The sequence below is a fragment of the Pseudomonas sp. 2hn genome, from assembly GCF_019646095.1.
Lineage (GTDB): Bacteria > Pseudomonadota > Gammaproteobacteria > Pseudomonadales > Pseudomonadaceae > Aquipseudomonas > Aquipseudomonas peradeniyensis.
In genome coordinates, this window is the sequence record NZ_CP081016.1 from 5,285,477 (window position 1) to 5,305,764 (window position 20,288).

General features: G+C 65.9%; 18 protein-coding genes. 5 read left to right on the forward strand and 13 right to left on the reverse strand.

Features of this window, described 5'->3' with window-relative positions; all coding sequences use genetic code 11:
- Positions 1 to 186: 186 nt before the first annotated feature.
- Complete coding sequence (gene motB, locus K2O50_RS23890; protein WP_050707163.1) at positions 187 to 1,203, reverse strand: flagellar motor protein MotB; 1,017 nt, start codon at positions 1,201 to 1,203, stop codon at positions 187 to 189.
- A 3-nt stretch (positions 1,204 to 1,206) separates the two neighbouring features.
- Positions 1,207 to 2,058, reverse strand: coding sequence for a flagellar motor stator protein MotA (motA, locus tag K2O50_RS23895; protein ID WP_023630652.1), 852 nt, complete (start codon positions 2,056 to 2,058; stop codon positions 1,207 to 1,209).
- 130 nt (positions 2,059 to 2,188) lie between these two features.
- Between motA and K2O50_RS23900 the strand changes: the two genes are divergently transcribed.
- From K2O50_RS23900 to asd, 3 genes are read left to right on the forward strand one after another with little or no spacing between them, the layout of a single operon-like run.
- On the forward strand, positions 2,189 to 3,724 hold the full coding sequence (locus K2O50_RS23900) for an HDOD domain-containing protein (protein ID WP_050707164.1): 1,536 nt from the start codon (positions 2,189 to 2,191) through the stop codon (positions 3,722 to 3,724).
- 44 nt (positions 3,725 to 3,768) lie between these two features.
- Positions 3,769 to 4,578 (forward strand): thiosulfate sulfurtransferase, encoded by an 810-nt coding sequence (gene rhdA / locus K2O50_RS23905; RefSeq protein WP_050707165.1) that lies wholly within the window; start codon positions 3,769 to 3,771, stop codon positions 4,576 to 4,578.
- A 9-nt stretch (positions 4,579 to 4,587) separates the two neighbouring features.
- Complete coding sequence (gene asd / locus K2O50_RS23910; protein ID WP_028688274.1) at positions 4,588 to 5,451, forward strand: archaetidylserine decarboxylase; 864 nt, start codon at positions 4,588 to 4,590, stop codon at positions 5,449 to 5,451.
- Positions 5,452 to 5,621: 170 nt separating this feature from the next.
- Here asd and serB read toward each other — a convergent pair whose 3' ends face one another.
- Complete coding sequence (serB, locus tag K2O50_RS23915) at positions 5,622 to 6,836, reverse strand: phosphoserine phosphatase SerB (RefSeq protein WP_050707166.1); 1,215 nt, start codon at positions 6,834 to 6,836, stop codon at positions 5,622 to 5,624.
- A gap of 136 nt (positions 6,837 to 6,972) precedes the next feature.
- Here serB and K2O50_RS23920 point away from each other — a divergent pair, with 136 nt between their 5' ends.
- Positions 6,973 to 8,424: a histidine kinase gene (locus K2O50_RS23920; RefSeq protein ID WP_050707167.1), complete on the forward strand. Its 1,452-nt coding sequence runs from the start codon at positions 6,973 to 6,975 to the stop codon at positions 8,422 to 8,424.
- 190 nt (positions 8,425 to 8,614) lie between these two features.
- Here the strand turns inward: K2O50_RS23920 and K2O50_RS23925 are convergent, their stop codons facing one another.
- The 9 genes from K2O50_RS23925 to K2O50_RS23965 all read right to left on the reverse strand — a co-directional run bounded on the left by K2O50_RS23925 (position 8,615) and on the right by K2O50_RS23965 (position 17,964).
- A complete protein-coding gene (locus K2O50_RS23925) occupies positions 8,615 to 9,325 on the reverse strand; it encodes a membrane integrity-associated transporter subunit PqiC (protein WP_050707168.1) in 711 nt (236 codons plus the stop codon).
- A 175-nt stretch (positions 9,326 to 9,500) separates the two neighbouring features.
- On the reverse strand, positions 9,501 to 11,759 hold the full coding sequence (parC, locus tag K2O50_RS23930; RefSeq protein ID WP_050707169.1) for a DNA topoisomerase IV subunit A: 2,259 nt from the start codon (positions 11,757 to 11,759) through the stop codon (positions 9,501 to 9,503).
- A gap of 10 nt (positions 11,760 to 11,769) precedes the next feature.
- Positions 11,770 to 12,288, reverse strand: a complete 519-nt coding sequence (locus K2O50_RS23935; protein WP_050707170.1) for a TIGR02281 family clan AA aspartic protease — start codon at positions 12,286 to 12,288, stop codon at positions 11,770 to 11,772.
- Positions 12,285 to 13,271: an esterase-like activity of phytase family protein gene (locus K2O50_RS23940; RefSeq protein ID WP_050707171.1), complete on the reverse strand. Its 987-nt coding sequence runs from the start codon at positions 13,269 to 13,271 to the stop codon at positions 12,285 to 12,287. Before K2O50_RS23940 ends, K2O50_RS23935 begins: the two co-directional genes overlap by 4 nt.
- The gene (gene parE, locus K2O50_RS23945) at positions 13,268 to 15,172 is read right to left on the reverse strand and encodes a DNA topoisomerase IV subunit B (protein ID WP_050707172.1); all 1,905 of its coding nucleotides are present in this window, start codon (positions 15,170 to 15,172) and stop codon (positions 13,268 to 13,270) included. The genes K2O50_RS23940 and parE overlap by 4 nt, the downstream gene beginning before the upstream one ends.
- Before the next feature lie 33 nt (positions 15,173 to 15,205).
- On the reverse strand, positions 15,206 to 15,814 hold the full coding sequence (locus K2O50_RS23950) for a YqiA/YcfP family alpha/beta fold hydrolase (RefSeq protein ID WP_050707173.1): 609 nt from the start codon (positions 15,812 to 15,814) through the stop codon (positions 15,206 to 15,208).
- A gap of 200 nt (positions 15,815 to 16,014) precedes the next feature.
- Complete coding sequence (gene cpdA / locus K2O50_RS23955; RefSeq protein ID WP_050707174.1) at positions 16,015 to 16,818, reverse strand: 3',5'-cyclic-AMP phosphodiesterase; 804 nt, start codon at positions 16,816 to 16,818, stop codon at positions 16,015 to 16,017.
- Between the two features lie 85 nt (positions 16,819 to 16,903).
- Positions 16,904 to 17,356, reverse strand: coding sequence for a DUF1249 domain-containing protein (locus K2O50_RS23960; RefSeq protein WP_050707175.1), 453 nt, complete (start codon positions 17,354 to 17,356; stop codon positions 16,904 to 16,906).
- Positions 17,347 to 17,964 carry an NUDIX domain-containing protein gene (locus tag K2O50_RS23965; RefSeq protein WP_050707176.1) on the reverse strand — a complete coding sequence of 206 codons (618 nt, stop codon included), beginning with the start codon at positions 17,962 to 17,964 and terminating at the stop codon, positions 17,347 to 17,349. The genes K2O50_RS23960 and K2O50_RS23965 overlap by 10 nt, the downstream gene beginning before the upstream one ends.
- 185 nt (positions 17,965 to 18,149) lie before the next feature.
- Here K2O50_RS23965 and K2O50_RS23970 point away from each other — a divergent pair, with 185 nt between their 5' ends.
- Complete coding sequence (locus K2O50_RS23970; RefSeq protein WP_050707177.1) at positions 18,150 to 18,896, forward strand: RsiV family protein; 747 nt, start codon at positions 18,150 to 18,152, stop codon at positions 18,894 to 18,896.
- Here the strand turns inward: K2O50_RS23970 and cytX are convergent.
- The gene (gene cytX, locus K2O50_RS23975; protein WP_050707178.1) at positions 18,865 to 20,148 is read right to left on the reverse strand and encodes a putative hydroxymethylpyrimidine transporter CytX; all 1,284 of its coding nucleotides are present in this window, start codon (positions 20,146 to 20,148) and stop codon (positions 18,865 to 18,867) included. The two genes, K2O50_RS23970 and cytX, sit on opposite strands and share 32 nt — an antisense overlap.
- Positions 20,149 to 20,288: the final 140 nt, after the last annotated feature.

The window sequence follows — 20,288 nt, forward strand, 5'->3', positions numbered from 1 at the left end:
ATAACGCGGATTTCTTTCACGCCGATCTCAAGGCCAAGATCAGGCGGGGCTTCTGAGCGCGCCAGGGCAGGCTTGTGGGAGCAACTGACTTGCACTGCCTGCAATTGACTCATCGCGGGGCAAGCCCGCTCCCACGCTGAACGTGGTGCTGGCAATGAAAAAGGGCCGCTAAGCGGCCCCTTTCATTTACTGGTCCTTGGCCTCATCCATCTTCAACACGCCATCCTCGAAGATGTTCAGCTTCTGGCGCAGTTCGCGCGGCTGCATAGGCGCATCGCTCGGCGCCGCGGAGGCCCCCGGTGCAGCGTCCGCAGGCGGCGTTGCAGTGGCCGGTGGCGTAGCCTCCGGCGCACCCTGCTCACCCTCGATATCACGCTGGGCCTTCTTGGTCAGGACGATGATATCGATGCGGCGGTTGACCGGGTTGAACGGATTGGCCCGGTCGAACAGCGACGACGAGGCATAGCCGACCACCCGCGCCACCTGCTCGTCCGGATAGCCGCCAGCAACCAGGGCCCGACGCGCGGCGTTGGCACGGTTGGCCGACAGTTCCCAGTTGCCGAAGTCGCCGGTGCCGGAATACGGCTTGGCGTCGGTGTGGCCACTGATGCTGATCTTGTTCGGCACCGCCTTGATGGTGTCGGCCATGGCCAGCAGGATGTCCTCGAAATACGGCTGCAGGCGTGCGCTACCCAGGTCGAACATCGGCCGGTTCTCGGCGTCCATGATCTGGATGCGCAGACCGTCCTGGGTGATCTCGAACAGGATCTGGTCCTTGAACTTCTGCAGCTGCGGGTTTTCCTCGACCTTGTTCTGCAACTCCTGCAGCAAGAGCTCGAGGCGCTCGCGCTCGACCTGCTCGGCCATGGTCTCGACCTTGTCCTTGTCCAGCTGCAGGCTGGTGTCAGGGGTCGGCTCGGACTTCACTTCCGGGTTGATGGTCTTTTCCGGCGCCAGTTGCGGCGAGCCGCCCAGGTCGATGATGTAGGGCGTGCCGCTCTCGGAGAAACCGATCGGGTCCTTGAAGTAACCGGCGATGGCGATCTTCTGCTCGGGCGTGGCCGTCGACAGCAGCCAGAGCACCAGGAAGAACGCCATCATCGCCGTGGCGAAGTCGGCGAAGGCGATTTTCCAGGCGCCGCCGTGATGGCCGTCGCCAAAGCGCTTGACGCGCTTGACGATGATGGGCTGATTGTTCTCCATGGCTTAGCGACCGCGTACTGCTTGTTCCAGCTCGGCAAAGCTCGGGCGGTGCGCCGGGTACAGCACCTTGCGACCGAACTCGACCGCCAGCGACGGCGGCATGCCAGAGGCCGAGGCCACCAGCGAGGCCTTGATCGCCTCGTAGACGTTCAGTTCCTCTTTCGCATCGTGGCGCAGGGCGTTGGCCAGCGGGCCGAAGAAGCCATAGGCGGCGAGAATACCGAAGAAGGTACCGACCAGCGCCGCGCCCACGTGCAGGCCGATGGACTTCTGGTCGCCGTCGCCCAGCGAGGCCATGGTCACCACGATACCCAGTACCGCCGCGACGATACCGAAGCCGGGCATGCCGTCGGCGATGCCGGTCACCGCGTGGGACGGGTGCTCCAGCTCTTCCTTCATGCTCAGCAGCTCCATGTCGAACAGGCCTTCGAGCTCATGGGGCGCCATGTTGCCGGTGGACATGATCCGCAGGTAGTCGCAGATGAACGCGGTCATGCGCTCATCGCCCAGCACGGCCGGGTACTTGGCAAAGATCGGGCTGGCCGCGGCGTCCTCGATGTCACCCTCGATGGCCATCATGCCTTCACGACGGCTCTTGTTGAGGATCTCGTACACCAGGCCCAGCACTTCGAGGTAGAAGGTGTGGGTGAAGCGGGTGCCGAACATCTTCAGCGACTTCTTGATTACATGCATGGTCATGTAACCAGGGTTGGCCTGGAGGAACGCACCAAAGGCCGCGCCGCCGATGATCAGCACTTCGAACGGCTGGATCAATGCCGCGATCTTGCCGTGGGAAAGCACGTAGCCGCCGAGCACGCTCGCGAATACGACGATGATGCCGATAATTTTAGCCATAAGTTGGAAGCACTTGCTGTCGTGGTCAGGGTAGGGAACGGAAGCTTGAAAACTCTTCTTCTACTTATCGGCAGAACTGCGCCAGACTATAGCCACTCATTGCGAAAAGCCAGTTCGGACTGATGTCAATATGCCAAGTGAAACCAAGGTGCCAAGTCAGGTTCCGTCGAGTCTAGAGGCCTGGATAAAGCTGCTCGACGGGAATCGAGTACCGGTGCCGAAAGACAGCCACGACCGTGTTCTACAGGCCATCAACGACAGCCGCCGCTCCCTGCGCGACATCGCCGAACTGATGCAGGACAGCCCCGCACTGGTGCTGTGCGTGATGCGCGAGGCCAATCATTCGGCCAACGCGAGCCAGGCGGAGCCGGCCGAAAGCCTGGAAATTGCCCTCAACCGCCTTGGCCTGGCCCGCACCAGCCAGTTGCTGGCCCGCCTGCCAGCAATGCCGGGCGACGAGATCCCGCCGGTGCTGCGCCAGTTCCTGTTGATCAGCCAGCACGCCACCCAGCAGGCCAACGGCCTGTTCGCCAGCCGCCTGGCGCGGCTTTGGCAGGAGATTCACTGGGGCAGCCTGCTGTTCCTCTCGCCGCTGTGGCCTCTGGCGCTGGCTTACCCCAAGCTGCTCGACACCTGGGAGCTACGGGTCATCCACAAGGGCGAGGACGCCGCCGTGGTCGAGCAGGAATTGTTCGGCGTGCGCCTGATGCAACTGTGCCGAAGCCTGGCCGAACACTGGCGCCTACCCGAGTGGGTCATCCAGGGCTACCGCCTGCTGCTTGAAGAGCGCGAACAACTCGCCCTGGTGCTGAACATCGCCCGCGAGCAGGACCCGCTGGCCCAGCAGCAGCGCCTGGACGACGAGCCGGCCCTGCGCCGCTGGTTCAACCAGCCGCCCAACACCGTGCTGCTGGCCAACGGCCTGGCCCTGGCCGCCCAGGTGGGCTGGGACAACCCGCACCTGCTGCGCTGGCAGTTGCTCACCGCGCTGTACCTGCAGACCACCCTGGACGATGTCCAGCAGCAGGTCCACCAGCAGGCCGCGGCCAGTGCCCGCCATCACGCCCGGCATGCGCTGTTCCACCCGGCCGAGGCGCTGATCTGGCCCTGGCACCAGCGCCGGCCGCACCCGGACATGCTCACCCCGCCGCCACCCAGTACCGAGGACCTCGGCCGCTGGCGCGCGCTGTGCCAGGAACTGCTGGCCCAGCCCAGCCCGTTCAGCAACGCCGTGCACCTGGCCACCCAGGCCCGCGACGCCCTGCTGGCCTGCGGCATGCAGCGCATCATGCTGCTGAGCCTGGACAAGGCCACTGATTACCTGCGCGTGCAGCAGACCGCCGGCCTGCCACGCGAGGCTGCCGCCATGGCGTTGCCCGTTGCGCAGAACAAATTGTTGCAAAAGTTGATGGCAAAAGCCGGGCAACTGCGCCTGACGCCCGACAATCATGCCCAGTTCAGCGCCCTGCTGCCGGCACCGCTGCGCGCCTTCTTCCGCGGCGAGCACCTGTTGCTGCGCTCGCTGGCGGTGGGTGACCAGGTACTGATGCTGGCAGTGGCCGACCAGGACGGCAAGCCGCTGGCCGACGTCAGCGTGCAGGCGTTCGGCAAGACCGCGCAATGCGTGGAACGCGCCCTGGCCGTGTTTGCCACCCGCAATGCCTGACCCTTGCGCTACAATCGCCCCTCTTTCCACCCTGGAGAACGTGGATGACTGACTTTTCCGGCCTGCCCCTGGTGATCGAAGCCGAGGACCTGCTGCCGCGCCTGGATTCGCCACGGCTGATCCTGGTCGACCTGACCAGCGCCAACCGCTATGGCAGCGGGCATATCCCCGGAGCCCGCTTCGTCGACCCGAAACGCACCCAGTTGGGCCAGCCCCCGGCCCCCGGCCTGCTGCCGGCCCGGGCAGACCTGGAAAAGCTGTTCGGTGAACTCGGCCACCGCGACGATGCGGTCTACGTGGTCTACGACGACGAGGGCGGCGGCTGGGCCGGGCGCTTCATCTGGCTGCTCGACGTCATCGGCCACAAGGGTTACCACTACCTGAACGGTGGCATCCAGGCCTGGCCGGCGGACAAGCTGTCCACTGACACGCCTGAAGTCGCCGGCGGCCCGGTGAACCTGCACCTGCATGGCGAACCCACCGCCACCCGCGAGTACCTGCAGAGCCGCCTGGGCGCCGCCGACCTGGTCATCTGGGACGCCCGCGGGCCGCTGGAATACAGCGGCGAGAAAGTCCTGGCGGCCAAGGGCGGGCACATCCCCGGCGCGATCAACTTCGAGTGGACCGCCGGCATGGACCTCAACAACCACCTGCGCATCCGCAAGGACATCGCCGAAGTCCTGCAAAACCTGGGGATCACCCCCGACAAGGAAGTGATCACCCACTGCCAGACCCACCACCGCTCCGGCTTCACCTACCTCGTGGCCAAGGCCCTCGGCTATCCACGGGTGAAGGGCTATGCCGGTTCCTGGGGCGAATGGGGCAACCACCCCGACACGCCCGTCGAAGTTTAAGGACGCTCAATGAAATCCCGCTTGTTCATCATCAGCCAGTACCTGCTGCCGCACCACCTGTTGTCGCGGCTCGCCGGCTGCGTCGCCGAGTGCCGCGCACGCTGGTTCAAGAACGCCTTCACCGCCTGGTTCGCCAAGCGCTACCAGGTGAACATGTCCGAGGCACTGGTCGAAGACCTCAGCGCCTACGAGCACTTCAACGCCTTCTTCACCCGCGCCCTCAAGCCGGGAGCCCGTCCGCTGGACGAAACCCCCGGCGCGATCCTCTGCCCAGCCGATGGCGCCGTCAGCCAGCTCGGCCCGATCGAGCACGGCCGCATTTTCCAGGCCAAGGGCCACGGCTACAGCGCCCTGGAGCTGCTGGGCGGCGATCCGGCCCTGGCCGCACCGTTCATGGGCGGCGAGTTCGCCACCATCTACCTGTCGCCCAAGGACTACCACCGCGTGCACATGCCGCTGGCCGGTACCCTGCGCGAGATGGTCTATGTGCCGGGTCGGCTGTTCTCGGTCAACCAGACCACCGCGGAAAACGTTCCTGAGCTGTTCGCCCGCAACGAGCGCGTGGTCTGCCTGTTCGACACCGAGCGCGGGCCGATGGCCGTGGTGCTGGTCGGCGCGATGATCGTCGCCTCGATCGAGACCGTCTGGGCCGGCCTGGTCACGCCGCCGAAGCGCGAGCTGAAGACCTTCCGCTACGACGAAGCCAGCCGTGCGCCGATCCACCTGGAAAAGGGTGCCGAACTGGGTCGCTTCAAGCTGGGTTCCACCGCCATCGTGCTGTTCGGGCCGGAGCAGGTGAAGTGGGCCGAGAGCCTGGGTGCCGGCTCTGCGGTACGCATGGGTGAGTTGCTGGCGCAGCCGACCCAGGCCTGAGCATCCGGTAAGCAAAAGGCCCTGCATGATGCGAATCATGCAGGGCCTTTTTATTGGGGCTGCGTTGCAGCCCTTTCGCGGCACAAGGCCGCTCCTACAGGGTATTGCGGCTTTCTGTAGGAGCGGCCTTGTGCCGCGAAAGGGCCGCAACGCGGCCCCGGGGCTCAAGATCAGCCGCGCGCTTCGCGATCGCGCACGCCGAGCAGGTACAGCACGCCGTCCAGGCCCAGCGTCGAGATCGCCTGCTTGGCCGACTGACGCACCAGCGGCTTGGCGCGGAAGGCCACGCCCAGGCCGGCCAGGGACAGCATCGGCAAGTCGTTGGCGCCATCACCGACGGCGATGGTCTGCTCGAGCTGCAGGCCCTCCTCGCTGGCCAGTTGCTGCAGCAGGTCGGCCTTGCGCTGGGCATCGACGATCGGCTCGACGGCTACGCCGGTCACCTTGCCGTCGACCACCTCCAGTTCATTGGCGAACACGTAGTCGATGCCCAGGCGCGCCTGCACCTGCTTGGCAAAGTAGGTGAAGCCACCGGAGAGGATGGCGGTCTTGTAGCCCAGGCGCTTGAGCTCGGCAAACAGGTGCTCGGCACCCTCGGTCAGGCGCAGCGAGGCGCCGATCTGGTCGAGCACGCTGACGTCCAGCCCCTTGAGCAAGGCCATGCGCTCCTTGAAGCTGGCGCGAAAATCCAGCTCGCCACGCATGGCGCGCTCGGTGATCGCCGCCACCTGCTCGCCGACGCCGGCGGCCTTGGCCAACTCGTCGATCACTTCGGCCTCGATCAGGGTCGAGTCCATGTCGAACACCGCCAGGCGGCGGTTGCGGCGGAACAGGTCGTCGCGCTGGAAAGCGATGTCAATGTTCAGCTCTTCGGACAGCGCAAAGAAGTCGGCGCGCAAGGCCTGGGCATCGCTGGCCTCGCCGCGCACGGAAATTTCCAGCGCGGACTTGCCCTTGTCGGTCGGGGCGTCCAGCGCCACGCGGGCGGACAGCCGCTCGATGCGCTCGATGGTCAGGCCATACTGGCTGATGATCGCGCTGACCCGCTGCAACTGCTGCGGGGTCACCCGGCGGCTGAGCAGGGTGACGATATGGCGCGCCTCGCCCTGGCTGTCGGCCCAGTGCTGGTAGTCGGCCTCGGAAATGGGAGTGTAGCGGGCCTGCAAGTCCAGTTCGTGAGCCTTGGACTGCACGCTCTGCAGCAGCGCGGTGGCCACTTCGTTGTCGGGGATATCGACCAGGATGCCGAACGACAGGGTGCCGTGCATGACCGCCAGGCCGATGTCGAGAATGTTCACACCGCCCTGGAGCAGGACGCCGGTGATGGCCGCAGTGAGACCCGGACGGTCTTCACCAGTGATGTTGATCAGGACGATTTCGCGCAAGACCGGGGCTCCAACTCGATGAAAAATGCGCATTCTACCGATTTTCCATGACCATCGGGCGCCAACGATACTTTGCCGACAAAACACGTATCGCTATACTGCGCAGCAACTTTCTCGCCATAAAGAGCCGAGCTCTGTGAACCGGCCCACGCCCGTAAAACCCGACAACTTCTTCCTGATGATCTACCGAGCCCTGAGCCAGCGCCGAATCCCACTGGCCCTGCGCATTGCCAGCCATAACATCTTCCTGGTGGCCCTGGCCCTGGTGATCTACGCCTGCGTGATGGGCCTGCAGTTCAAGCAGGCCATGCACGAGCAGGCCGATGCCGTCGGCCAGAGCCTGACCACCCAGACCGCCACCTCGGCCACCGAGCTGCTGGTGTCCAACGACATCCTCAGCCTCAACGTGCTGCTGGGCAACCTGGTGAAGAACCCGCTGGTGGCCCATGCGGCCATCTACAGCGTGGACAACCGCATCCTCGCCGAGGCCGGCCAGCGCCCGCGCAACAGCCTGCTGGGCGAAACCGAAGGGGTCTACCAGACCAAGATCACCTTCCAGGACGTGACCGCCGGTCAACTGCGCATCAGCCTGGACATGAGCCAGTTCCAGCAGCCGATGCTGATCAGCCTGCAGAGCATGGGCATTCTCGCCGCGATCCTGCTGGCCCTTGCCCTGACCCTCAGCCTGCGCCTGGGCCGCTTCATCTCGACCCCGCTGCTGCAACTGCGCGTCTGGTTGCGCGACCCGCACCCGTACACGCCGGGCACCGACCGCCAGGACGAAATCGGCGACCTGGCGCGCCAGCTGCACGCCCGCCTCGCCCCACCGCCGCCACCGGAGCCGGAGGAAGAAGACGAGGAAGACGATTTCGACGACGCGCCCGCTGCCAAGCTCGCCCCACGGACGAATGCGGCGCTACAGACTGTCGATCACGACGAGGACGACGACGCCTTCGCCGACCTGATGGATGAGCAAAGCGCCCCGGCCAAGCCTGTCATCGTCGAGTCCGACGAGCCGCAGTTCAGTGCCGTGCTGGCCGTGCAGCTGGGCTCTCAGGAGCAACTGCGCCGCCTGCCACGCACCCGCCTGACCGAATTGCTGGAACGCTACCGCGACTGCCTGGACCAGGCCGCTTCGCTGTACGAAGGGGAAGTCCACACCCTGAACGACGGCAGCACCCTGCTGTTGTTCCACAGCCGCGATTGCGGCGAGGACTACCTGACCAACGCCATCTGCTGTGGCGAGCTGCTGCGTGCCCTGGGCCACGCCCTGCAGATCGAGGTGGCCGACAGCGGCATCACCCTGCAACTGCAACTGGGCCTGGTACTGGCCGACGACCTGCAAGGCATGGATCAGGTCGACCTGCTGATGACCGAGCAGGCCCAGGACGCCCTGGCCCTGTCGCAGCACAGCCGCAACCTGCTGCTGGTCGAGCGCCGCATCAGTGATGACGCCCTTGTGCGCCAGCGTGCGCGTATTCGGCCGATCGCAAGCCCCGAGGGCGCCTGCTGTGTCGAACGCCTGATGGAGCCTTACCCGTCGATGCTGGAGCGCCAGCTGGCACGGATGCATGAGCGGCGGGCCTGAGCGCGACGACTGATCCAGGATTTGCGTGGGAGCGGGCTTGCCCCGCGATAGCGTCGGGGCAGGCGATGTTGCTGTCTTGGAAGCCCTATCGCGGGGCAAGCCCGCTCCCACGCCGATCCGATAACGTCGTCCCGAGCACACAGCCACAAAAAAGCCCGCATCGCTGCGGGCTTTTTTGTGGCTGCGGACATCAGAAGCGGAACACTTCCATATCGGTACGAATCGGCGAAGCCATTGGAATCTTCGGCTTCTCTGGCTCTTTCTTCACCTGCACCGGCGCCGCCTGCTTGCGTGGCGTCTCCTCGGCGATGGCCGGCTGATTGGCCAGTGGCTTGACCGCGGTGCTCAGCTGTTCGGCCAGCTTCTGCAGCAATTGCCCCTGGGCCTGGACCTGCGCCGACTCGGTGCCCGCGTGGGGTTGCTCGAGGTGGATGATACGGTTGTCACGCACCTGGCCACGGCGGTCCAGCACGCGCCACTGGGCATCCAGGATCGCCGGCTGGTTCTTGCCCGAGTCCAGGCGGGTGATCGACAACAGCACCTGCACGTCCGGCGTGAAGCCGGCGCTCGCCGGCGCCAACACCACGCGCTGGCTGTCCAGGCGCCAAGCCAGCTGGCGCACCAGCAACTGGTCGATATCCGACGAAAGGCTACCGGCCCAGCGGCCATCGGTGGCCGCCGTCAGGCTGCCGTCGGCCTGACGCTGGAGAAAGGTCTCGCGTTGCAGGTAGTCGGCCACCGATACCGGGCCGAGCACCACCGCCATGCCCGCCGCCTGGGTCGGCTGGCCGGGTTCACCACTGTCGAGCTGATACAGGGCGACCGGCTGATGCATGCTGCATCCGCTCAGGCCCAGCAAACCAGTCATCAGCAGCGCAAATGGAAGGCGCGGAAATTTCATTCATCCCATCCAGGCGGCCGTCACCAGACTGACCGCAGTGATACTCATGTAGATTCATCCTGGCACACGGCCACGCCGGCGCCACGCGGGCACTATCATCCGTGAAATAACCGCCAGACTCCAGCATTTCCGCCTGAAGCGGCGTCGAAAATGCCGCAGCAGACGGTCCATCCACTCAGGCCGGGGTTTCCACCATCAGCCCGTCGACGCGCTGGAAGCCACGTGGCAATTTGCTACCACGACGCCCCCGTTCACCCTTGTAATGCTCGAGATCATCCGGCTTCAAGGAAAGGGTACGCTTGCCAGCCTGCAATACAAGGGTCGAGCCCTCGCTGATCACCGCCAGGTCGGTCACATACTCTTCGCGACTGGCCACCCGGTCGCCCGGCACGCCGATGATCTTGTTGCCCTTGCCCTTGCCCAGCTGCGGCAGGTCGGCGACCTTGAACACCAGCAGACGGCCTTCGGTGGTCACCGCGGCCAGCCAGTCCTGCTCGCGGTCGGCCACCGGGCGCGGGGTCATCACCTTGGCGCCGTTGGGCAGGCTGAGCAGACCCTTGCCGGCCTTGTTCTTGGCTTGCAGGTCCTCACCCTTGACCACGAAACCGTAGCCGGCGTCGGAGGCCACCACGTAAAGGGCGTCGTCCTCCGGCAGCAGCACGCACTCGAAGGTGGCGCCGGGCGGCGGGGTCAGGCGACCGGTCAGCGGCTCGCCCTGGCCACGAGCCGACGGCAGGCTGTGGGCGGCCAGTGAGTAGCTGCGGCCGGTGGAGTCGATGAGCACGGCGAATTGGTTGGAGCGTCCGGCGGCAGCGGCCTTGAAGCCGTCACCGGCCTTGTACGAAAGCCCGGTGGCATCGATGTCGTGGCCCTTGGCGCAACGCACCCAGCCCTTCTCCGACAGCACCACGGTGACCGGCTCGGTCGGCATCAGCTCATTTTCCGACAGGGCCTTGGCCTCGGCGCGCTCGACGATCGGCGAGCGGCGGTCGTCGCCATAGGTTTCGGCGTCTTCGATCAGCTCGCTGCGCACCAGCTTGCGCAGCTTGGCATCGCTGCCCAGCAGGGTGGTCAGGCGCTTCTGTTCCTTGAGCAGCTCGTCCTGCTCGCCACGGATTTTCATCTCCTCCAGACGGGCCAGCTGGCGCAGGCGGGTCTCGAGGATGTAGTCGGCCTGGATCTCGGTCAGGTCGAAACGGGCGATCAGGGCCTGCTTGGGGTGCTCCTCGGTGCGGATGATATGGATCACTTCATCCAGGTTGAGGAACGCGGTGAGCAAGCCTTCCAACAGGTGCAGGCGCTTCTCGACCTTGTCCAGGCGGTGCTGCAGGCGGCGACGGACGGTACCGATCCGGTACTCCAGCCACTCCAGCAGCAGCGCGCGCAGGTTCTTCAGCTGCGGACGGCCGTCAAGGCCGATGATGTTGACGTTGACCCGGTAGGTGCTCTCGAGGTCGGTGGTGGCGAACAGGTGCTGCATCAGCTCGGCGGCATCGACGCGGTTCGAACGCGGGATGATGACGATGCGGCAAGGGTTCTCGTGGTCCGACTCGTCGCGCAGGTCGGCGACCATCGGCAGCTTCTTGGCCTGCATCTGCGCGGCGATCTGCTCCAGCACCTTGGCCCCGGAGACCTGGTGCGGCAGCGCGGTGACGATAATGTCGCCGTCCTCGACGCGGTACACCGCGCGCATGCGGATCGAACCCTTGCCGGTCTCGTAGAGCTTGAGGATATCGGCGCGGGGGGTGACGATCTCGGCCTCGGTCGGGTAGTCCGGGCCCTGGATGTGCTCACACAACTGCTCGATGGTGGCCTTGGGCTCGTCGAGCAGGCGCACGCAGGCGCTGGCCACTTCCCGCAGGTTGTGTGGCGGCACGTCGGTGGCCATGCCCACGGCGATGCCGGTGGTGCCGTTGAGCAGGATGTTCGGCAGACGCGCCGGCAGCACCGCCGGCTCCTGCAGGGTACCGTCGAAGTTCGGCACCCAGTCGACGGTACCCTGGCCCAGCTCGCTGAGCAGCACTTCGGAATAGCGCGACAGGCGCGCCTCGGTGTAACGCATGGCGGCGAACGACTTCGGATCGTCCGGCGCACCCCAGTTGCCCTGGCCATCGACCAGGGTGTAGCGGTAGCTGAACGGCTGGGCCATCAGCACCATGGCCTCGTAGCACGCCGAGTCGCCGTGGGGGTGGAACTTGCCGAGCACGTCGCCGACGGTACGCGCCGACTTCTTGTGCTTGGAGTCGGCGTCCAGCCCCAACTCGCTCATGGCATAGACGATGCGGCGCTGCACCGGCTTGAGGCCGTCGCCGATGTGCGGCAGGGCACGGTCCATGATCACGTACATGGAGTAGTTGAGGTAGGCCTGTTCGGTGAAGTCAGCCAGGGAACGGCGTTCGACGCCTTCAAGGCTGAGTTCGAGTGAGTCGCTCATGCGGGCCTCGTCATTTCAGGTTCTGGCGCAGCAGCATGGTGCCGCCGCGCTGGGTAAATTCAAGTTGTTTCAGGGCACTCATGCCCAGCAGCACGGCCTGGCCATCCAGGCCCGGCACCACCAGCGCGCGCACGTCGCGCAGGTGGATATCACCCAGCTGCAGGCTGTCGAGCCGGGTGCGGTAGCCTTCGGTGCGGCCATTGGCGGTACTCAGTTGCACCGGGGCGCCGCGGGCCAGGTCCAGGTCGCGGGCCAGCGCCTCGGGGATCGCCACATCGGTGGCGCCGGTATCGAGCATGAAATGCACCACCCTGCCATTGATCGCGCCGTCGGCGACGAAATGGCCCTGGCCGTTGCTCAGCAGGCGTACTTCGACGAAGCCGTCGCCCTGCTCGCTCTGCACCACGGTGTTGGGATTTTGCTGACGCGCCTCCCATTGGCCGAAAAAGCGCGTGGCCAGGAACATCGCCGCCGCCCAGGCGACGATCATCAGCACCCTGCCCGCCCGCTTGCCCGCTGGCTGGCTCATGGCTTGGCGCTCCAGCCGCCGGCCGGCGCACCGAAGCGCCAGACGACCGGCCGCGTTTCACCGTCCGACCGCGGCCGGTCGTTGTTGTCCACGCCGATCCAGGCGCCGTCCTTGTCGATCACCAGCGCCTCGGCCAGGCCATAGGGCTGTGAATAGCGACGCGATTCCACCAGGGCGTCGGCGGCGAACGACCAGCAGCGCTCCACGGCGCCACTGTCGGCGTCGCGCCGGCAAATACGGTAGGCGTTGCGCTCGAGGGTGAACAGCTTGCCCTCGAACCAGGCCAGGTCGGCGAAGTCGCGGGAAACCGGGCGTGCCTCGGGGAATTGCGGCGGCTGCATTTCCACGCCGGCTTCACTGAGCAGCACGCAGCCGCGCCCGCAGGTCCATACCGATTGCTGGCGCTGCACGGCGAGCAGCCCGCGTCGCTCGCGCTCGGCGGCCAGCCACAGGCGATCGCCCGCCGGGTTGATCGCCAACCCTTCGAACAGGGCGTTGAAATGCAGCAGCATGCCGCTGGCCCGCGCCTGGCGCACCATGGCCTGGTCGATCCGCAGCCAGTCCGGCTCGCCGTCCACAGGCAGTTGCAGCACGGCGGCCTGGGCCTCGCTGACGATGAACAGGTTGCCGGCCTGGTCGCAGGTGATGCCTTCGAAATCCAGCGCGCCGCCACGAATATACGACGCCGCCCAGTTGCGCGACTTCAGCCCCCAGGGCAACCCGGTATCGGGGGCCGGCGGCGGGGTGAAGGTCAGCGGCTGGGCCTGCCAGGCCGCGCCCTCCTGGTCCAGGCGGTAGATGCGATCGTCATCGCGGTCGGACACCGCCCACAACGCCCCCCGACACCAGGCCAAGCCCGACAGGTTGCCGCCGCGCATGCCATCGACCACGTGCTCGCCGCTGAGCTTGAGCTGCGGCCAGTCGCCGGCCTGGGCCTGCAGGGCGAACAGCGCCAGGCAGGCCATGAGCAGCGGACGAATCAAACCAGGACCTCGGCCAGGTTGCCTTTGGTCTCCAGCCAGCTCTTGCGGTCACCGGCGCGTTTCTTGGCCAACAGCATGTCCATGATCTCGGTGGTGCCCTGCAGGTCGTCCAGGGTGAGCTGGACCAGGCGCCGGGTGTTCGGGTCCATGGTGGTCTCGCGCAGCTGCGGCGGGTTCATCTCGCCCAGGCCCTTGAATCGGGTGACCTGCGGCTTGCCGCGCTTCTTCTCGGCGACCAGACGGTCGAGGATGCCGTCGCGTTCGGCTTCGTCCAGGGCGTAGTAGATCTCCTTGCCCAGGTCGATGCGGTACAGCGGCGGCATGGCCACGTAGACGTGCCCGGCCTCGACCAGCGGACGGAAGTGCTGGACGAACAGCGCGCACAGCAGGGTGGCGATGTGCAGGCCGTCGGAGTCGGCGTCGGCGAGGATGCAGACCTTGCCGTAGCGAAGTTGCGAAAGGTCGGTGGCACCCGGGTCGACACCGATGGCCACGGCGATGTTGTGTACTTCCTGGCTCGCCAGGACTTCGCCGCCATCGACTTCCCAGGTGTTGAGGATCTTGCCGCGCAGCGGCAGGATCGCCTGGAATTCCTTGTCCCGCGCCTGCTTGGCCGAACCGCCGGCGGAATCACCCTCGACCAGGAACAGCTCGGCGCGCATCGGATCCTGGCCTGCGCAGTCGGCCAGCTTGCCGGGCAGCGCCGGGCCCTGGGTGATGCGCTTGCGCTCGACCTTCTTGCTTGCTTTCAGGCGACGGCCGGCATTGCTGATGGCCAGCTCGGCCAGTTGCATGCCCAGCTCGGGATGGGCGTTGAGCCACAGGCTGAAGGCGTCCTTGACCACGCCGGAGACGAACGCCGCCGCCTCGCGGGACGACAGGCGCTCCTTGGTCTGGCCGGAGAACTGCGGCTCCTGCATCTTCATCGACAGCACGAAGCTGATGCGCTCCCAGACGTCCTCGGGCGCCAGCTTGACCCCGCGTGGCAGCAAGTTGCGGAACTCGCAGAATTCGCGCATGGCGTCCAGCAGCCCCTGGCGCAGGCCGTTGACGTGGGTGCCGCCCTGGGCGGTGGGGATCAGGTTGACGTAGCTTTCCTGGATGCTGTCGCCGCCTTCGGGCAGCCACAGCAAGGCCCAGTCCACGGCTTCCTTGTTGCCGGCCAGGCTGCCACAGAATGGCTCGTCAGGCAGGCGCAGGTACTCGCTGACCGAGTCGACCAGGTAGGAACGCAGGCCGTCCTCGTAGTGCCACTCGACCTTCTCGCCGGTGCCCTTGTCCTCGAAGCTGATGGACAGCCCCGGGCACAGCACGGCCTTGGCCTTGAGCACATGCTTGAGGCGGCTGATGGAAAATTTCGGCGAGTCGAAGTACTTCGGATCGGGGGTGAAGTACACGCTGGTGCCGGTGTTGCGCTTGCCGACGGTGCCGACCACTTCCAGCTCGCTGGCCTTGAAGCCGTCGGCGAAGGTCATCTGGTATTCGTTGCCGTCGCGCTTCACGCGCACCCGCACCTGGCTCGACAGGGCGTTGACCACCGAGATACCGACGCCATGCAGGCCGCCGGAGAACTGGTAGTTCTTGTTGGAGAACTTGCCGCCGGCGTGCAGCTTGGTGAGGATCAGCTCGACGCCGGAAACGCCTTCCTCGGGGTGGATGTCCACCGGCATGCCGCGGCCATCGTCGCTGACCTCCAGCGAGTGGTCGGCATGCAGGATCACCTGCACCGAGCGGGCGTGGCCTGCCAGGGCTTCATCGACGCTGTTGTCGATGACTTCCTGGGCCAGGTGGTTGGGCCGGCTGGTGTCGGTGTACATGCCCGGCCGCTTGCGGACCGGGTCAAGGCCCGAGAGGACTTCGATGGCGTCTGCGTTATAGGCGCTAGCGCTGGGATTGGCCATGGGTTCTCGTCGTCAGTCTGGTGAGTGCAAAAGTCAAAATACAGAAAAATCCAGCGCCGCATACTGCCCACGGGCAATGCCGGCGAAGGCCAGCAGGGCCGGGAGCTGTTCGGCGAAGCCCTGGTAGCTGTGGTCGCCGCCGGCCTGGATACGCAGGGCACAAGCGCGGTAATAGCGCTCGGCGTGGCGATAGTCCAGTGTTTCATCGGCGGTCTGCAACCACACTTGATAGCGGGCGGCGTCCTGCGGCGGCGGCACTTCCAGTTCGGCCAGGGCGTCCACGTGGTCGTGGGTCAGCTCCCAGGCCTCATCGGTATAAAGGTTGCGCTGGGTGCCGAGGTAGCCGTCGAACAGGCGGTGCGGGCCGACCGCCGGGTTGACCAGCAGGGCCCTGAGGCCGTGGCGCTCGGCAAGGTGAGTGGCATAGTAGCCGCCGAGGGAGCTGCCGACCAGCAAGGGGGCACCGAGCTCGGCAATGGCGGCCTCCAGCTGGGCGATGGCCTGGCGCGGGTGGTGGTGCAGGGCCGGGACGCGCAGTTGGTCGGCCAGGCCGAGCCGCTGCATCACCGCCTCGAGCTGGCGCGCCTTCTTCGACAGCGGCGAGCTGTTGAAGCCATGAATATAGAGGATGGAACCCGACATGCTGCCCCCGGACGCAAAGACGCGCAGTGTAGCGCGTTCGAAGGGCATTGGCGCAGCGTGGGGATTTTCGCAACAAAATCTGGGACAAGGTACTGCCCCCTGTGGGAGCGGGTTTACCCGCGAAGCAAGCGCTGCGGTGGCTGGCACCGGCTTCGCCGGTGTTCGCGGGTAAACCCGCTCCCACAGGAAACGCGACGCATTTAATAGCCTGGGCTATCGAAGTCCAGCTTCACCTCGAAATCGCGCGCCCGCTCCACGCCAGTCTCCAACCGCCCGTCGGCATGCAGCCGCAACCAGCGGTAGCCCGGCTGCTCCTCGCTCACCTTGAAATCCTCGCTGCGCGGCGCGAACTGAATGCAGGTCGATGGCGTGGCAAGGAAACGGATACCATCGCGCTCTTCATCCCACTCCTGGTGAATATGCCCCCAAAGCAGCGCCTTCACTTGTGGATAACTGCGCAAGCGCTTCAACAACTCATCGGCATTGCGCAACCCGATCGGTGCAATCCACGCACAACCGATATCCACCGGTTGGTGATGGCAGCACACCAGGCAATGGCGCTCGCCTGCCCCGTCCAGAGCCTGGTCAAGCACCGCCAACTGGTCGTCAGCCAACAAACCGAAGGTGGCACCCACCACTGCCGAATCGAGCATGACGATGCGCCATTGGCCAATGTCCGTCACCGCCTGCACCAGCTCCGGCGCCACGGTCTGCATCACCTGGGCCTCGTCATGATTGCCCGGCAGCCAGCGCGCCGGCGCCCCCAACTTCGAAGTCAACTCGCTGAAAGCATGGTAGGAGGCGACGCTGGCATCCTGCGACAGATCGCCCGTGCACAGCAGCAGGTCGATGCGCGCCTGCTCGCGGCGCACCTGCTCGATCACATGCCCGAGGCTTGCGCGGGTATTCAGGCCCAGCAAGGTGCCCGCCGGATCGGCGAACAGGTGGGCGTCAGTCAGTTGCACCACATGGATGGGTGACGGAAGTGAGTGTGGTTGCGGCAACGGCCGTCTCCTCGAACGGATTCAGCACCGATTATGGCGGCGGATCGGTTTCGAGCAAGTACTCGAAACCGACGCGCATCACATTTCAGCGCACCGCTTCCAGTTCGTGGCCGCAGGCCAGGCAGTGGCTCAGCCATTCGCCGAGAAACAGGTTGAGCTGGGCCTTCTCGTCCGGCTGGTGCATTGCCGTGTTGGGGTACGGGTAGATGCTGCGCAGGCGGCGGGCATGCTCGGCGCTGACCACCTCGGCCATGCGCGCGTCATGGTAGACCTGCACTTCCAGCTCGGGCACCGGCAGCCAAGGCAGGCTGTGCTCCTGGCGCACCTTCAGGGTGGTGGTATAGGGACAGGCCAGCAGCACTTCGAGCACCAGCACGCCGAGCATCTGGTCGCCCTGGGTCATGCCGATGCGGCGCGAGCTCTGCGTGGTGCGCATCTCCGGCAACAGGCGCATCAGGCGGGCATAGTTGGCCTCGCAGGCCGACTGCAGCCCGACCAGGTCGACCCGATAGCGCTCACGCAGCAGGTTCACTTCCACATACCTCGAACTTCGTCACGGTTGAGTGCCAGCCATTGCAGGCCAATGATCGTGGCGGCGTTGCAGATACGCCCGTCACGCACCGCCTGCAGGGCATCCTCGAATGCCCAGACACGCACGCGGATGTCCTCGCTCTCGTCTTCCAGGCCATGCAGGCCACCGGCGCCCTCGCTGATGCAACGGCCCAGGAACAGGTGGACGTACTCGTCGCTGCCGCCTGGCGAGGGGAAGTAGCAGGTCATCGGCCACAGCGCGCTGAAGGTCAGGCCAGCTTCCTCATCGGCTTCACGGTGAGCGACCTCTTCCGGCTCCTCGTCCTTGTCGATCAGGCCGGCGACCATCTCGATCAGCCAGGGATTATCGATCTTGCCCACCGCGCCGACTCGAAACTGCTCGATCAGCACCACTTCGTCGCGCTGCGGATCGTAGGGCAGCACACAGACGGCGTCATGGCGCACGAACAGCTCGCGGGTGAACTCGCGGCTCATGCCGCCGGCGAACAATTCGTGGCGCAGGTGCAGCTTGTCGAGCTTGTAGAAGCCCTTGAACAGATGCTCACGCCGGGCGATTTCGACCTGGGTGGGCACAGTATTTGACGTGTCCGTCATGCAAACTCCTTGATACCTCGTTTACCGCATCGCGCAATCCTACTCTGCGCGCCGCCCGGTTTCATCCCTTTCCGGCGACCGTTCGGGCAGCCGGGACAGGCGCGCCGCTCTCTGTTAGCTTAGTGGCGAACTGAAGGCCGCGCAGGCGGTCCAAGGCCGATCATCACCGTTGTGAAAGAGGCAACATGACGCTTGTCAAACTGACTTCCGTGGCCGTTCTGGCCTTGGCGCTCGGCGCCTGCCAGAGCCTGTTCACGCCCAATTACCGCGCCCCGCTCGAGGTCAAGCGCGAGGCCTGGGAACACGTCAAGCCCGGCTGCAGCGAGAGCGACTGCCCGCTGGTCAACATCGACGTGGTGCACTTCCCCGACCTGCCCAAGCTCGACGCCATCGTCGAGAAACGCCTGCTGATGCTGACCGAGGACAACCAGCGCGGCACCCCGCCAGCCTCGCTGCAAGCCTATGAACAGCAGTACCTGGCCCGCGCCGACAAGCGCAACAGCAGCTACCTGCAGGCCAAGGTACGCGAGCAGCATGACGGGCTGGTGATCGTCGAGCTGTCCAGCTACCTGGACAGCGGCGGTGCCCATGGCATGCCCGGGCGCGGCTTCATCAACTACTCGCGCAAGCTGGACAAGGTGCTGACCCTGGACGACATGCTGGTGCCCGGCCAGGAAGCGACCTTCTGGAAGACCGCCGAGGAGTCCCACCGCGCCTGGCTGATCAGCACCGGCATGGACAAGGACCCCGAGTTCGTCAAGACCTGGCCTTTCAAGCAGTCACCGCACATCGCCCTGACCTACGGCGCGGTGGTGATCAAGTACGAGGTCTACGCCATCGCCCCCTACTCCATGGGCCACGTCGAGCTGAAGATCCCCTACCCACGCCTGAACGGCGTGATCAAGCCCGAGCTGTTTCCCGGCCGCGGCTGAGCGATAGCAGCAGATGCAGCCCCCCTGCCAGCAGCAGTGCCGGCAGGGTCGCCCCCAGCTCCGGTGCCTGGCTGGCCAGCAGGTGATAGGCCGCCACCCCCACCGCCCAGGCCAGCAGCGCCTGCCAGTGCAAGCCCTCGACCAGCGCCGGCAGGCGACGGCGACGGACCACGAAATGATCCACCAGCACCACGCCGAACAGCGGTGCGAACACCGAGCCGATCAGCAGCAGGAAGTTCTGGTACTGGGCCAGCGGCGCCAGCAGGGCGATCAGCGTGCACAACACGCCGATGGCCAAGGCCAGGTGCTCGACCTTGAGCTTGACCAGCAGCCCGGTGGAAACGGCTGCCGAGTGGATATCGGCAAAGGCGTTCTCCGACTCGTCCAGCAGGATCAGCAGCAGCGGAATGCCCAGCCCAGCGCCGGCCAGCGCCAGCAGCAACGCATTTACTTCACCGCTCGGAGCGAAGGCCAGGGTATAGGCCACGCCCAGGCTCATCAGCCAGGCATTGCCAATGAAAAAGCCCAGCGCCGTGCCACCGAACACCCGGCTGGCCCGCTGGCCGAAGCGTGAATAGTCAGCGATCAGCGGCAGCCACGACAGCGGCATGGCGATGACGATGTCGAAGCCCAGGGCCAGGGACAGCGAACCATCTCCCGGGCGCTGCCACAGCGCGGCCAGGTCGGCCTTGGCGAACAGGTTCCAGGTCAGCCAGATGCAGGCACCCAGCAGCAGCCAGATGCCCCATTTGCGCAGCACCTTGCGCACGAACGCCAACGGTCCGCTGACCGCCAGCAGGGTGGCCAGGGCGCCGAAGCACAGGGTCCACAGCAGCGGGCTGCTCCAGCCGCTGCCCTCGCCGAAGGCACGGGCGCCCAGCAGGCTGGCGGCGTCGCGCATGACGATGATCTCGAACGACCCCCAGCCCACCAGCTGCAGGAGGTTGAGCAAGGCTGGCAGGCGCGCGCCATGGCTGCCCAGGGTCAGGCGCAGGGTGGCCATGGCCGAGAGGCCGGTGTCGCTGCCAATCACCCCCGCCGCGGCCAGCAGCAGCACGCCCACCGCCGTGCCGAGGGTGATAGCCAGGATCGAGCCGGCCAGGCCCAGGCCCGGCGCCAGCAGGGCACCGACCTGCAGCACCATCAGGCCGATGCCGAGGGAGAACCACAACGAGAACAGGTCGCGGGCGCCGAACTGGCGGTGGTGGGAGGGGACCGGATGATCTGGGGAGAAGTGGCTGGGGGTGGTCATGGAGGGGCTCGCCGGAATATTGGAGTTGTTACTGGCGAGGACTACGTCCTCGTTTCGCGGCACAAGGCCGCTCCTACAGAGGCCTGCGCGGTCCCTGTAGGAGCGGCCTTGTGCCGCGAAAGGGCCGCAAAGCGGCCCCC